At 53.3% G+C, this 13,764-nt stretch carries 12 protein-coding genes; 9 read left to right on the top strand and 3 right to left on the bottom strand.

Features of this window, described 5'->3' with window-relative positions:
* The first annotated feature begins 172 nt into the window (after positions 1-172).
* Positions 173-1,558: a DEAD/DEAH box helicase gene (locus HUF18_RS02095; protein WP_225690962.1), complete on the top strand. Its 1,386-nt coding sequence runs from the start codon at positions 173-175 to the stop codon at positions 1,556-1,558.
* Between the two features lie 56 nt (positions 1,559-1,614).
* Here the strand turns inward: HUF18_RS02095 and HUF18_RS02090 are convergent, their stop codons facing one another.
* The 3 genes from HUF18_RS02090 to map form a co-directional block, all read right to left on the bottom strand.
* Positions 1,615-2,457, bottom strand: a complete 843-nt coding sequence (locus tag HUF18_RS02090) for a pirin family protein (RefSeq protein ID WP_225690961.1) — start codon at positions 2,455-2,457, stop codon at positions 1,615-1,617.
* Between the two features lie 100 nt (positions 2,458-2,557).
* Entirely contained in the window at positions 2,558-5,251 is a 2,694-nt protein-coding gene (gene glnD / locus HUF18_RS02085) for a [protein-PII] uridylyltransferase (protein ID WP_225690960.1), read from the bottom strand.
* Positions 5,252-5,254: 3 nt separating this feature from the next.
* On the bottom strand, positions 5,255-6,034 hold the full coding sequence (map, locus tag HUF18_RS02080) for a type I methionyl aminopeptidase (protein ID WP_225690959.1): 780 nt from the start codon (positions 6,032-6,034) through the stop codon (positions 5,255-5,257).
* Between the two features lie 370 nt (positions 6,035-6,404).
* Here map and rpsB point away from each other — a divergent pair, with 370 nt between their 5' ends.
* From rpsB to rseP, 8 genes are all read left to right on the top strand, one after another.
* On the top strand, positions 6,405-7,154 hold the full coding sequence (gene rpsB, locus HUF18_RS02075; protein WP_145469984.1) for a 30S ribosomal protein S2: 750 nt from the start codon (positions 6,405-6,407) through the stop codon (positions 7,152-7,154).
* Positions 7,155-7,238: 84 nt separating this feature from the next.
* Entirely contained in the window at positions 7,239-8,093 is an 855-nt protein-coding gene (gene tsf, locus HUF18_RS02070; RefSeq protein ID WP_145469985.1) for a translation elongation factor Ts, read from the top strand.
* Positions 8,094-8,318: 225 nt separating this feature from the next.
* Positions 8,319-9,053 carry a UMP kinase gene (gene pyrH, locus HUF18_RS02065; protein ID WP_145469986.1) on the top strand — a complete coding sequence of 245 codons (735 nt, stop codon included), beginning with the start codon at positions 8,319-8,321 and terminating at the stop codon, positions 9,051-9,053.
* A 2-nt stretch (positions 9,054-9,055) separates the two neighbouring features.
* Positions 9,056-9,613 (top strand): ribosome recycling factor, encoded by a 558-nt coding sequence (frr, locus tag HUF18_RS02060; RefSeq protein WP_145469987.1) that lies wholly within the window; start codon positions 9,056-9,058, stop codon positions 9,611-9,613.
* 13 nt (positions 9,614-9,626) lie between these two features.
* Positions 9,627-10,394: an isoprenyl transferase gene (locus HUF18_RS02055; RefSeq protein WP_225690958.1), complete on the top strand. Its 768-nt coding sequence runs from the start codon at positions 9,627-9,629 to the stop codon at positions 10,392-10,394.
* The gene (locus tag HUF18_RS02050; RefSeq protein ID WP_145469989.1) at positions 10,387-11,232 is read left to right on the top strand and encodes a phosphatidate cytidylyltransferase; all 846 of its coding nucleotides are present in this window, start codon (positions 10,387-10,389) and stop codon (positions 11,230-11,232) included. Before HUF18_RS02055 ends, HUF18_RS02050 begins: the two co-directional genes overlap by 8 nt.
* Positions 11,229-12,422, top strand: a complete 1,194-nt coding sequence (ispC, locus tag HUF18_RS02045; RefSeq protein ID WP_225690957.1) for a 1-deoxy-D-xylulose-5-phosphate reductoisomerase — start codon at positions 11,229-11,231, stop codon at positions 12,420-12,422. Before HUF18_RS02050 ends, ispC begins: the two co-directional genes overlap by 4 nt.
* Entirely contained in the window at positions 12,419-13,759 is a 1,341-nt protein-coding gene (rseP, locus tag HUF18_RS02040) for an RIP metalloprotease RseP (protein WP_225690956.1), read from the top strand. Before ispC ends, rseP begins: the two co-directional genes overlap by 4 nt.
* The last annotated feature ends 5 nt before the right edge of the window (positions 13,760-13,764 follow it).

The following is a 13,764-nucleotide window of genomic DNA, read 5'->3' as shown; positions in this document are numbered from 1 at the left end:
TGGGGCTTCCCCATGTGAGAGTAGGTCATCGTCAAGCTCTTATTCTAAACCCCCGTCAGCTGAGCTGGCGGGGGTTTTTCTTTGTCTGAAGAAAATACCTGCAATAACTTAAACGGTGGTGATGCCTGGCTTTTGTTATACTGCAGCTTCGTTTACACGTGAGAGTAATCCCTTGTTTGCCAATATCGAATTTAATGCCCGTCTGCTGACCGGCCTGGAACAGCTTAATATTTCTACCCCGACTGAAGTTCAGGAGCTGATGCTTCCTTTGGCACTGGCTGGAAAGGATGTTCAGGTCTGTGCGGAAACCGGTAGTGGTAAAACACTGGCTTATCTGTTGCCGATCATGGAGCTTTTGCTGAATAAAGCAGCGGCGCCGAATGCCGGGACCCGTGCACTGGTCATGGTTCCAACGCGGGAGCTGGCCCGTCAGGTCTTTAAAACGGCTCAGCAATTCGCTGATCTGACTCATCTGAATGTCGGCTTGCTGACTGGCGGTGATGAATTCAAATATCAGGCCGCTGTGTTGCGTAAAAACCCGGAAATTATTATTTCTACACCGGGTCGTCTGGTTGACCATATTAAACGTGGCACGGCAGAACTTAAGGACCTGGAGTTTCTGGTTCTGGATGAAGCAGACCGCATGCTGGACATGGGCTTTGCTGAAGACATGAATCTGGTGGTTTCGCATGCCAATAAAGATCGCCAGACCTTTATGCTGTCTGCGACTCTGCGTCATGAAGGTATTGGCCGTATTGCTCGTGCCATGCTGCGTGAGCCGGAAGTAATCACCACCCATACTGTGCAGGATCAGCATGAGTATATTCGCCAGCAACGCATTCTGGCGGATGACAATGCCCACAAAGACCGCTTGCTGGTGTGGTTGCTGGCCAATGAGACTTACGATAAAGCCATTATCTTTGTGAATAAGCGCATTGAAGTGCAGCGCCTGAACGAATTTCTGCGTCGTCACCGTAACGGTATTGCTATGTTGCATGGCGATATGACCCAGGACGAGCGTAACTATGTGATGCAGTCTCTGCGTGAAGGTAAGCGCAACATTCTGATCGCCACAGATGTTGCAGCACGCGGTCTGGATGTTGAAGGGATGGATCTGGTGATTAACTACGATCTGGCGCGTAAAGGTGATGAATATGTTCATCGTATCGGCCGTACAGGTCGTGCCGGAAAAACCGGTTTGGCCATCAGTCTGATTGCTGCCCATGAGTGGAATCTGAAAGCTTCTATCGAGCGGTATTTGCAGCAGCTGATGGAATCCCGTGAAATTCCGGAATTAAAAGGCAGCTATCGCGGTCCGAAAAAACTGAAGTCGTCCGGCAAGGCGGCCGGAGCCAAGAAAAAGCCAAAAGCCGGTAAAAAAACAGCGGCGGCTAAAGGTTCCGGGGCTAAAGGTGCGGGGGCTAAAGGCAGTAAGAAAAATGTGTCAGAGAAAAAGAAACTGGGTCCGCGTCCAAGTCGTCCGAAAGCAACAGGAACACTGATGGATTCTGAAGGTTTTGCTCCTATTAAGCGTAAAAAACCATCTCCGGATGCATAGAATGTAAAAGGGCCCCTGGGGCCCTTTTTTATTGTCTGTTTTCTGAGAGATGGCGTTCAGTCTCGGCCAAAGCGCCCGGCATTGTAGTCCTGAATAGCCTGTTCAATTTCTTCGATGCTGTTCATGACGAAAGGTCCGTAGTGAACGATTTTTTCTCCGATCGTGTTGCCACTCAACAGCAGAAGTTTTGTGTCACTCTGTGCATTCAGGATGAGCTGCTCACCTTTGTCAAATACCAGTAATGACTTTTCTGGTGCCAGCGGCTGTGTCTGTAATTGCCCCTGATACACAAAAGCGACGACATTCTGCTCTGCCGGTGTCGGCAAGCTGAGTGAGCTGCCGGCGGGTAATTCAATATCCAGATAACCGGCATGAGCGGCGAGATCCGTCAGTGGCCCCTGAATGTTGTTGCCTTCAATCTGCCATTGACCGGCAATCACCCGAACCTGCATACCATTGCTGTGAGTGATCAGCGGAATTTCTGCAACGCTGACATCACGGTATTTCGGTGCCTGCATTTTGTCTTTGGCAGGAATGTTGATCCACAGCTGGAAGCCATGCAGCTGTTGCATTTCACGGGCAGGCATTTCGCTGTGAATCACTCCGCGACCGGCGGACATCCATTGGGCGCCGCCGCTGTTGATCATGCCACGGTTGCCCATATGATCGCGGTGTTCCAGGCTGCCATGACGCAGGTAGGTCAGGGTTTCCATACCACGGTGCGGGTGTGGCGGAAAGCCACCGATAAAATCATCCGGGTTATCGGAAGAGAGTTCGTCGAGCATCAGAAAAGGGTCGGCTACCGGCTGATCGAACAGGGCGACGCGGCGGATTTTTACACCGTCGCCATCGGAGGTCGGATGGCTGGGAATAATGTGTTGCAGTTGGCGTTCGTTCATCGGATATCTCCTTGCACCTTTTTCAGATGTATTTATCAGAGATACTCTAGCCTGAGTCCGGTCGAAAAAAGAGCGCTATTTTTCGACCGAACCTTTCGAGTTATACGGCAGATTGTGCCTCTACCTGCTCTTCCAGGCCGTGGATGATGGCATCTTTCAGTTTGTGGCATTGTTCAGCATCGGAGAATGGCTGACCATTAGCATCGAGAATAAAGAAAATATCTGATACCCGCTCACCTTCCGTCAGAATTTTTGCGCCCTGCATCTGCGCACCGAATTCGGCAAAGATAGCGCCCATGCGCGCCAGTAAGCCCGGTCGGTCGGCGGCAATCACTTCCAGTACCGTACGTTGCATTACCGGGTCATTACTCATGGAAACCTGGGTTTCAACCTGAAACTGTTTCAGCGCACGCGGTGTACGGCGCTGAATAATGGTGGAGTAGTCTTCCGGATGTGACAGGGCTTCGATCAGGGTGGCGCGGATTTTTTCTATGCGCTGCGGGTCCTCAATCGGTTCGTTGTTTTCATCCAGTACGATGTAGGTGTCGACGGCATTATGTTCCTGCTCGGAGGTCATAATGCGGGCATCCTGAATATTCAGATTCAGCTGATCCAGTGTCGCGGTTGTGGCTGCGAATAAATTCAGCTGATCCTTCATAAAAATAAAGATCTGCGTCGCGCCTTCAAACTGACGGTCTGATGTCGGACGAATGGAAACCAGCGGTTTATTACTGCTGCCGTGGGCGTGAATTTCCAGTGTCTGCCAGACAATATTGTCGATTCCTTCGCGCAGGAAATAATCATCACCGGGCTCGCCCCAGATCTGCAGAATACGTTCTTCGCTCAGACCTTTGGCGGTGAGCTTGCTGATGGCTTCCTGCTGAATTTCTTCGATCCAGTCTTCTTTATTAATTGGATTGCCAAGACCGCGACGCAGCGCAGCCTGAGTATTGCGGTACAGGTCACGCATCTGTTCTGCGCGCCAGCTGGTCCACAGTTTCGGATTTGTACTGACAATATCGGCAACGGAAATCAGATACAGCAGATCGAGGTGGTTCTGGTCGCCCATTTCCAGCGCGAACTGGTGAATATCATCCGGATTATTCAGATCCAGACGCTGTGACGCCTGTGACATCGTCAGATGCGATGCACACAGCCAGGCCACCATATGGCTGTCGGTCGGGCGTAAATTATGTTGGCGGCAGAAAGCGGCAGCAATATCGCCGCCATTGGCGGTGTGATCACCTTCAATACTTTTACCTGTATCGTGCAGCAGGGCAGCCAGATACAGAATTTCTTTTTTCTGCACTTTATGAATCAGGCGCGAGGCGATTGGGAAGCGCTCGCGCACATCGCCAAAGCGCAGGTGACGCAGAAAACGCATCATGCGGAAGCTGTGTTCATCGACGGTATAAATATGAAACAGGTCGTGTTCCATCATGCCGATAATATGGCCGAACTCCGGAATATAACGGCCCAGAATGCCGTAGCGCATCATACGTGACAGCTCACGGACTACCCGGGAGCGGTTACGCATCAGTTGCATAAAAATCTGATTGTGTCCGGCGTTGGTGCGGTATTCGTCATTGATCAGGTTGCGGTGATCACGCAGGGCGCGGATGGTATCGGAGTGAATACCTTTGGCTTGCGGCGTTTTGGCCATCAGCAGGAATACCTGCAGCAGCCAGCCCGGCTCGCGCTTAAACAGATCTTTATCGATTAACTGCAGATAGCCATTACAGAGAACGAAATATTCATTCAGGGTTTCTATCTCATTGACCTTGTCGCATTTCATAAAGTCTTCGTTGAAATGCAGCAGTAACAGATCGGACAGTTCGGTCGTTGCCAGTTGGTTGCGGTAGAAGCGCGACATAAAGCGCTCTACGCCCAGTAACTTTTTATCGTCAGCAAAGCCGAGTAATTCGGCAATTTCGCGCTGCAGATCAAACAGCAGGCGGTCTTCTTCACGCCCGGCGAGCATATGCAGGGCGTAGCGTACCTGCCATAAAAAATGGCGGCTGCGTTCCAGACGCTCAAATTCAAACGGTGTCAGAAAGCCTTTATCCTGCAGAGCGAGCAGGCTGCCCTGACCAAAGTGGCGCATGGTTACCCAGGTAATGGTCTGGATATCGCGCAATGCGCCGGGAGAGTTTTTAACATTGGGTTCGAGGTTGTATTCCGAATCGTTGTGCTTGCGGTGACGTGCCTGCACTTCCTGCCACTTGGCATTAAAGAATGCCTGAGCGGGCCAGATTTTATCGGCGGCGGTCGCCTGTTTCAGCAGCTGGTGCAGCTCTGTATCGCCAGCCAGTGAGCGGCTTTCCATCATATTGGTGATGATGGTGAGATCTTTCTCGGCTTCGCTGACGCATTCATCCAGCGTGCGCACGCTGTGGCCAACATCCAGCTTCAGATCCCACAGCAGGGTGATAAAGCCCTGCAGGGCCTCGCTGTTGGCATTGATGGCTGCTTCATTGCGCGCGAGGAGCAGCACATCAATATCGGAATGCGGATGAAGTTCACCACGGCCGTAACCACCTACAGCGACGAGAGCGAGATCGGTGGCGGGTAAGCGGCTGTTCTGCCACAGACACTGCAGTATCTGATCAATCAGCCGGGCCCGCAGCGGTACCAGTGTGCTGGCATCCAGCGTGGCGCGGAAATAAGCGTGGGCTTCTTCCTGAATACGCTTCAGGACTGGCTTGACCACCGGCAGCGGAGAAACCGCAGTCTGCAGATCAGCCAGTAACTGCTGCGAGTCGATCGACGGTAACGCAGGCGCCACAGCATCCATGGATTATTGTCCGAACCGGGTTTCTTCCTGACGACGGGTCAGCACTTCTGCGCCGGTTTCCGTTACCAGAATGGTGTGCTCCCACTGAGCAGACGGCTTGCGGTCTTTGGTGACCACGGTCCAGCCATCTTTCATCAGCTTATTAAAACGGGTGCCCTGATTGATCATTGGCTCGATGGTAAAAATCATGCCGGCTTTCAGCTCCAGGCCTGTGCCCGGACGGCCGTAATGCAGTACCTGAGGATCTTCGTGGAAGACAGTACCAATGCCGTGTCCGCAGTATTCGCGTACAACGGAATAGTGGTTGCTTTCGGCGTGCTGCTGAATCACATGGCCAATATCCCCCAGGCGGGCGCCGGGTTTGACCAGATCGATACCCAGGTACAGACACTCCTGAGTAATTTCCACCAGGCGCTGGTTGGCCGGACTGGCTTCGCCGACAAAGAACATCTTGCTGGTGTCGCCGTGGTAACCATCTTTGATGACGGTGATATCGATGTTAATGATGTCGCCTTTCTTCAGGATCTTGTCATCACTCGGAATACCGTGGCAGATCACCTGATTGATTGAGGTGCAGATAGACTTCGGAAAGCCGCGGTAATTCAGCGGTGCGGGAATGGCCTGCTGAACATTCACAATGTAGTCATGGCAGATGCGGTCCAGCTCACCGGTAGAAACGCCGGGTTTTACATATTCACCGATCATTTCCAGAACTTCAGCCGCCAGACGGCCGGCAACGCGCATTTTCTCGATGTCCTCAGCGGACTTGATGATGACACTCATGGGGAGTTGTTTACCTGTTCATCAGACTTGTTTAGGACGCCATTGTACTGGTTGTGGCCGCGGTATTGAACCAATGGTCTTCATCGTTAGCTTTAATCAGAAATTGCGCCTGTCGTTTGTGATGCTCAGCGGCGGCCGGGGCGTTCCGGATTACGTGGCGGAGGCCGTCGTCAGGCTGTTTTGTGCTGGCGTTGGCTGGGTAAAAGTGGTATAAAGCGCCCGCGAAAAAATCGCCGTGAAACGGACTGATCCGTTCCATGTAAATGACACACACGTATCACAACGTTGATCCGGGGTGCCCGGCCAGAGATGGCAAGGGTCGGAGAGATGGGTACGTGGAGGCCTAACCCAACTTATTAAGGTAGTTATCATGGCACAAGTAAGCATGCGTGACCTGCTGAAAGCAGGCGTACACTTCGGTCACCAGACCCGTTACTGGAACCCGAAAATGGGCAAGTACATTTTCGGCGCCCGCAACAAAATTCATATCATCAACCTGGAGCACACCGTTCCTGCGCTGAACGACGCGCTGAAACTGGTTGAGTCTATGGCTGCCCGTAACAACAAAGTTCTGTTTGTTGGTACCAAGCGCGCTGCAGGTAAGATCATGAAAGAGCAGGCTGAGCGTTCCAGCATGCCTTTCGTCGCACACCGCTGGTTAGGCGGTATGCTGACCAACTACAAAACCATCCGTCAGTCTATCAAGCGTCTGCGTGACCTCGAAGCGCAACAAAACGATGGTACTTTCGAACAGCTGACCAAAAAAGAAGCTCTGATGCGTACCCGTGAAATGGAGAAGCTGGAGCGTTCTATCGGTGGTATCAAGGAAATGGGCGGTCTGCCGGACGTACTGTTCGTGATCGACGTTGACCATGAGCGTATCGCTGTTCAGGAAGCCAACAAACTGGGTATCCCGGTTATTGGTGTGGTTGATACCAACTCTAACCCTGACGGTATCGATTACGTTATCCCAGGTAACGATGATGCTATCCGTGCTATCCAGATCTACGCTTCTGCAATCGCAGACGCCGTACTGGAAGGCAAGCAGCAAAATGGTGTGGCTGCAGACGAATTCGTCGAAGTAGCAGAAGAAGCGCCGGCACAGGAAGCAGCTGAGTAATCTCAGACGCTCGGAAAAAGGGGGCTTGCCCCCTTTTTTTTAGGTGCAATTTACTGACAAGTTAACTGATAGAGGATTACACACATGGCAAATATTTCTGCTGCTCAGGTTAAAGAACTGCGCGAACGTACCGGTCTGGGCATGATGGAGTGCAAAAAAGCACTGACTGAAACCGACGGTGATATCGATCTGGCGATTGAAAACCTGCGTAAAAACTCTGGTCTGAAAGCAGCTAAAAAAGCAGACCGTGCTGCTGCTGAAGGTAAACTGCGTATCGAAGTTAAAGATGGCGTTGCTTTCGTTGTTGAAGTTAACTCTGAAACTGACTTCGCTGCCGGCGATGCAAACTTCTCTGCTTTTGCTGACACTGTTCTGGCCAAACTGGTTGCTACCAAAGAAACTGACGTTGCCAAGCTGATGGAAGGTGAACTGGAAGAAGCCCGTATGGCTCTGGTTCAGAAAATCGGTGAAAACATCACTGTACGTCGTCCGTCTGTTCTGGAAGCTCCGGTTCTGGGTGCTTACCTGCACTCTAACGGTAAAGTGGGCTGTATCGTTGCCCTGACCGCTGGTGATGAAGAACTGGCTAAAGATATCGCAATGCATGTAACTGCTGCTAACCCACGTGTTGTGCGCGCAGAAGATATGCCTGCTGAAGTTGTTGAGAAAGAAAAAGAAATCATCAAGGCTCAGCCAGATATGGCTGGTAAGCCAGACGAAATCGTCGAAAAAATGATGGTTGGCCGTATCAACAAGTTCCTGAAAGAAAACAGCCTGCTGGATCAGCCGTTCGTTAAGAACCCGGAGCAGACTATCGCTCAGCTGGCTAAAGCGGCCGGTGCTGACGTTGTTTCCTTCCTGCGTCTGGAAGTAGGTGAAGGTATCGAAGTTGAGAAAGTAGACTTCGCTGCTGAAGTTGCTGCGCAGCTGAAAGGCTGATTGTAAGCACGGGGTAGGATAACCAGCGGTTGAATACCCTATGATATGCCGGGCTCGCCCGGCATATTTGTATTTGACGTCAGGCAACTAACGCGGTTGTCTGGTGTCTGTTGATACGCCAAGTATCAGCGGCGGTTTGTGCCGCAGGGCGGGGTGCCCATCCCGTAACGCAACAGTCAGGCGGGTCTGCCTGTTGCCGAGTTTATTATCTATCTGGAGATCTCCATGGCCGAGCAAAAAAGTCCCAAGTACAAACGCATTCTGCTGAAACTCAGTGGTGAGGCCCTGATGGGCGAGCTGGATTTTGGTATCGATCCCAAAGTACTCGACCGCATGGCACTTGAGATCGGCCAGCTGCGTGGTATTGGTGTACAGATCGGTCTGGTGATTGGCGGCGGCAACCTGTTCCGCGGTAAAGCGCTGAGCGAAGCCGGACTCGACCGTGTTGCCGGAGATCATATGGGCATGCTGGCAACGGTTATGAACGCGCTGGCCATGCGCGATGCTCTGGAGCGTGCCAATATGCCGACCCGCGTTATGTCGGCCATCCCGATGAGTGGCGTGGTTGACCATTACGATCGCCGCAGTGCCATCCGCGCGCTGGAAGGTGGTGATGTGGTGATTTTCTCTGCCGGTACCGGTAACCCGTTCTTCACCACCGACTCCGCAGCCTGTCTGCGTGGTATCGAAATTAATGCCGATGTTGTTCTGAAGGCAACCAACGTCGATGGTGTGTATACTGCCGACCCGAAGAAAGACCCGAATGCCGAAAAATACGACTGCCTGACTTATCAGGAAGTGTTGGAAAAACAGCTGGGTGTTATGGATTTAACCGCGATCTGTCTTGCCCGTGACCATAACATGCCACTGCGTGTTTATGATATGAATGAGCCCGGAGTGCTGGCCCGCCTGATGACAGGTGGCGATGACGGCACCCTGATCGTGAGTGAGGAAAAATAACGATGGTTAACGATATTAAAAAAGACGCCGAAGAGCGCATGGATAAAAGTCTGCAGGCGATGCTGGAGTCTTTTAAAAAGATCCGTACCGGCCGTGCTAACCCGGCCATTCTGGACGGTGTAATGGTCGACTACTACGGTACGCCGACTGCGATTTCTCAGGTTGCTAACATCATTGTTGAAGATGGCCGCAGCCTGGCGATCAACCCATGGGAAAAGAACCTGGTGCCACAGATTGAGCGCGCCATTCTGAAATCTGACCTGGGTCTGAATCCGGCGACCAACGGTGACACCATTCGTCTGCCAATGCCTGCCCTGACCGAAGAAACCCGTAAAACCTATATCAAGCAGGCCCGCGCTGAAGCCGAAAAAGGCCGTGTTGCGATCCGTAATATCCGTCGCGATGCCAACGGCAAAGCAAAAGATCTGCTGAAAGAAAAACTGATTTCTGAAGACGAACTGCGTGGCAGCGACGATCAGATTCAGAAACTGACCGACAAGTTTATTGCCGACGTGGATGCCGCACTGGCAACCAAAGAAAAAGACCTGATGCAGGTATAAACCGGCAAATTTTATGTCAACCAGTATTGATGATACGCAGGCCGTTCAGGGCCAGGTGCCGCGCCATGTTGCCATTATTATGGATGGCAACAACCGCTGGGCTAAGCGCCGTTTTATGCCCGGAGTGGCTGGCCACAAAGCTGGCGTTGATGCCGTACGTGCCGTGGTGGAAACCTCGGCACGTGCCGGTGTTGAAGTGCTGACGCTGTTTGCCTTCAGCAGTGAAAACTGGCGGCGACCGGCGAATGAAGTCAGCGCGCTGATGCAGCTGTTTGTGGTGGCGCTGGAGCGGGAAGTCAGAAAACTGCATCGCAACAATATCCGCTTGCGGGTAATGGGTGATCTGCAGGGATTTTCCAGCAAAATTCAGCAGCTGATTGCCGATGCGGAAAAGCTGACCGCCGATAACGACGCAATGACGCTGGTGATTGCGGCCAATTATGGTGGACAGTGGGATATTGCCCAGGCCGCACAGCGTATTGCACAGGATGTGCAGGATGGAAAATTACAGCCACAGGATATCGACGAACAACTCTTTCATCGTTATACCTGGCTGAGTGACTTACCGGCACCGGATTTGTTGATCCGTACCGGAGGTGAGCAGCGCATCAGCAACTTTATGCTGTGGCAGACTGCTTATTCGGAATATTACTTTTCCGATGCCTTCTGGCCCGACTTCAAAGAAGAAGAATATCAAAAAGCGTTGGCTGCGTTTGCAGACCGGACAAGACGGTTTGGCCGCACGGACGACCAGTTAGAGGAAGTGAAACAAGGTGTTTAAGGAACGCGTACTGACAGCGCTGGTGCTGGCCCCCCTGATGATCATCGGCATTTTTTTTCTGCCGCTGAAAGAATTCGCTATTTTCATCGCAGCTATCGCCACCATTGGCGCCTGGGAATGGGCAAATATTGCCGGTTACCAGCGTAACTGGAGCCGTGTTGCCTATGCGCTGGTAGTGTTTGTGTGCCTCTATATCAGTGCCCGGGTTCTGAAAATGCACCCGCAATACCTGATTGGTTATCTGGCGGTTGGTACGGCCTGGTGGGTGGTTGCCTTTGCGCTGGTGAAGCGCTATCCGGGAGGTACCGATCTGTGGGCGGCGCGTCCTGTCCGGGCACTGCTGGGCCTCTGTGTACTGGTTCCTATGTGGGTGGGGTTTATGCACCTGAAAACCCAGCCGCACAGCTCGTTGCTGATTGTCTACGTGATGCTGATTGTCTGGGGTGCTGATACCGGTGCTTACTTTGCCGGTAAAAAGTGGGGCAATACCAAGCTGGCGCCGCATGTCAGTCCGGGTAAATCCTGGGCCGGTTTCTGGGGTGGTCTGGTAACCACTCTGCTGGTCGCGCTGATATTCGGTGCCTGCGTCCATACCTGGGTGCAGCCGATGGATCTGCACGATGCCTGGCGTCTGCTGGCCATCACCGTTATCACCATGGTGATTTCTGTGCTGGGGGATCTGGTGGAAAGTATGATGAAACGCCACCGTGGTATCAAAGACAGTTCCTCCCTGTTGCCGGGTCACGGCGGCGTACTGGACCGCATTGACAGCATGGCAGCGGCCGTCCCTGTATTCGCCTTCTTTATGCTGATTCTTGACTGGGGTCTGGCTGGATGACAAGCCAGATTACCGTGCTGGGTGCCACTGGCTCGATTGGTCAGAGCACCCTGGACGTCATTCGGCGCCACCCTGAGCGCTATCAGGTTTTTGCGCTTACCGCCGCTACCCGTGCCGATGAAATGGCGGCACTGGTACGCGAATTCTCTCCCCGCTATGCCGTGATGGCAGACAGTGACGCTGCCCGGCGTCTTCAGGCGCAGCTGAACTGTGGCTGCGAGACCACGATTCTGAGCGGAACCCGTGCGCTGGTAGAGGTTGCTGAAGCCGAAGAAGTTGATCAGGTCATGGCCGCCATCGTTGGTGCAGCCGGGTTGCTGCCAACACTGGCCGCGGCCGAAGCCGGTAAGCGGGTGCTGCTGGCCAACAAAGAAAGTCTGGTTATGGCCGGTCCGCTGTTTATGCAGGCGGTGCGTGCCGGTGGTGCCACGCTGTTGCCGATCGACAGTGAACACAACGCGATCTTTCAGGCTCTGCCGCATAACTATGGCGGTGACTTCAGCGCTCACGGCATCCGGAAAATTCTGCTGACGGCCTCCGGTGGACCTTTCCGCGGCTGCACGGCCGCAGAACTGGAGAACGTTACACCGGCACAGGCGGTGGCTCATCCTAACTGGTCGATGGGGCAGAAGATCTCCGTCGATTCCGCCACCCTGATGAATAAAGGGCTGGAGCTGATCGAAGCCTGTTTCTTATTTAACTGTGTGCCCGATGATGTTCAGGTGGTGGTGCATCCGCAGAGTGTTATCCATTCTATGGTGCAGTACTGTGACGGTTCGGTCATTGCCCAGCTGGGGCAGCCGGATATGCGTACGCCGATCGCTTATGGCCTGGCCTGGCCTGAGCGTATTGATGCGGGCGTTCAGTCGCTGGACCTGTTCAGTATCGCCCGCCTTGATTTTACCCCGCCGGACGAAGAAACCTTTCCCTGTCTGCGACTGGCAAAAGAAGCGTTCAGCGCCGGTGGCACTATGCCTGCAGTACTGAATGCCGCCAACGAAATCGCCGTCGAGGCTTTCCTGCGGGAACAAATTCCGTTCAGTTTTATTCCAACCCTGATCGCCCGGGTTATGGCCCGGCATGATGTGCAGCCGATTCAGCATCTGGCGGATGTGATGGCCGCGGATCAGTGGGCACGTGACTGTGCAGGCGCACAGCTGGATGCCGCTAACGGGAGAGTGAACGCGTGACGTTACTGTATTTTATTATCGCCATCAGTCTGCTGGTGGTGATTCATGAATTTGGCCACTTTTGGGTAGCGCGCCGTTGCGGCGTGCAGGTGCTGCGCTTTTCGGTCGGTTTCGGTAAGCCCTTCTGGTCGTTTACCGATAGGCAGGGTACTGAATTTGCCATTGCTCCTATCCCGCTGGGCGGCTATGTAAAAATGCTGGATGAGCGTGAAGCCCCGGTGCCCGAGCATCTGCTTGACCAGGCTTTTAACCGTAAGTCGCCCTGGGCGCGCATTGCCATTGCTTCGGCGGGCCCGGTTGCCAATTTTATTTTTGCCCTGCTGGCTTACTGGCTGCTGTTTGTTTCCGGTACCAGCGGCTTTGTACCCGTGGTGGGTACTGTGGCAGAAGACTCGGTAGCGGCGGTGGCCGGGGTGCGCAGTGGCGATGAAATCGTTGCTATTAATGATCACGAAACCACGACCTGGCAGGAAGTCAGCTGGCAGCTGGTGGGTTTTCTGGGCGAGGACGCTGATATCCGTATGATACTGAAAAGCTCAGACGGCACTCAGCGTTCAACCCGATTGCAATTGCAGGATTGGCTGGCTCACCAGGAAGTACCGGACCCGTTAGCCGGGCTGGGTATTGAACCACGCCGGCTGGATGTACCGGCGGTGGTTGGTGAGGTTCAGCCTGGCGGTGCTGCCGCAGCGGCGGGTATTCAGGCCGGAGACCATGTCGTTGCGATCAATGGCAACCCTGTTGCCGACTGGTATGGCTGGGTTGAGCATGTCCGTGCTGCGCCCGGAGTCTCTCTGCAGCTGACGCTGGAGCGTAAGGGGGCACTGGTTGGCCTTACCCTGACGCCTGGCAGTAAGACACTGGACGATGGCTCCGTTATCGGTTTTGTCGGCGCCGGAGTGGTCGCGCCAGAGATTCCTGAAGACTGGATGCGAACCAGCCATGCCGGTGTTGTGCAGGGTTTGTGGCTGAGTGTGAACAAAACCAGCGATCTGATTGTCTTTACCCTCGATTCCCTGTGGAAGATGGTACTGGGTGATGTGTCGGTAAAGAACTTGAGCGGGCCTATCACCATTGCTAAAGTAGCCGGCGCTTCGGCTTCGGGAGGGCTGGAAGCCTTTATCGGATTTTTGGCATTGTTGAGTATTTCTCTCGGAGTACTGAATTTATTGCCGGTGCCCATGCTGGACGGCGGGCATATCCTGTTTTACCTCGCTGAGGTAGTACGCGGCAGACCTCTGCCAGAACGTGTTCAGATCATTGCCGTGCAGTTCGGTTTATTCCTGCTGTTAAGCCTGATGCTGGTTGCTTTTTACAACGATATAAGTCGGCTGTAGTTGAT

This window comes from Thalassolituus sp. ST750PaO-4, assembly GCF_020320405.1.
In the GTDB taxonomy this organism is placed as follows: Bacteria; Pseudomonadota; Gammaproteobacteria; order Pseudomonadales; family Oceanobacteraceae; genus Venatoribacter; species Venatoribacter alkanivorans.
Note: the sequence above shows the minus strand (reverse complement) of the source record. Positions and strands in the feature narration are given on the sequence as shown.

Bases quoted from the DNA above. Each gene is read 5' to 3' on its own strand.
- HUF18_RS02055 (WP_225690958.1), top strand. From the start codon at position 9,627: ATGTCAACCAGTATTGATGATACGCAGGCCGTTCAGGGCCAGGTGCCG.
- tsf (WP_145469985.1), top strand. From the start codon at position 7,239: ATGGCAAATATTTCTGCTGCTCAGGTTAAAGAACTGCGCGAACGTACC.
- frr (WP_145469987.1), top strand. From the start codon at position 9,056: ATGGTTAACGATATTAAAAAAGACGCCGAAGAGCGCATGGATAAAAGT.
- map (WP_225690959.1), bottom strand. From the start codon at position 6,034: ATGAGTGTCATCATCAAGTCCGCTGAGGACATCGAGAAAATGCGCGTT.
- ispC (WP_225690957.1), top strand. From the start codon at position 11,229: ATGACAAGCCAGATTACCGTGCTGGGTGCCACTGGCTCGATTGGTCAG.
- pyrH (WP_145469986.1), top strand. From the start codon at position 8,319: ATGGCCGAGCAAAAAAGTCCCAAGTACAAACGCATTCTGCTGAAACTC.
- HUF18_RS02090 (WP_225690961.1), bottom strand. From the start codon at position 2,457: ATGAACGAACGCCAACTGCAACACATTATTCCCAGCCATCCGACCTCC.
- glnD (WP_225690960.1), bottom strand. From the start codon at position 5,251: ATGGATGCTGTGGCGCCTGCGTTACCGTCGATCGACTCGCAGCAGTTA.
- rpsB (WP_145469984.1), top strand. From the start codon at position 6,405: ATGGCACAAGTAAGCATGCGTGACCTGCTGAAAGCAGGCGTACACTTC.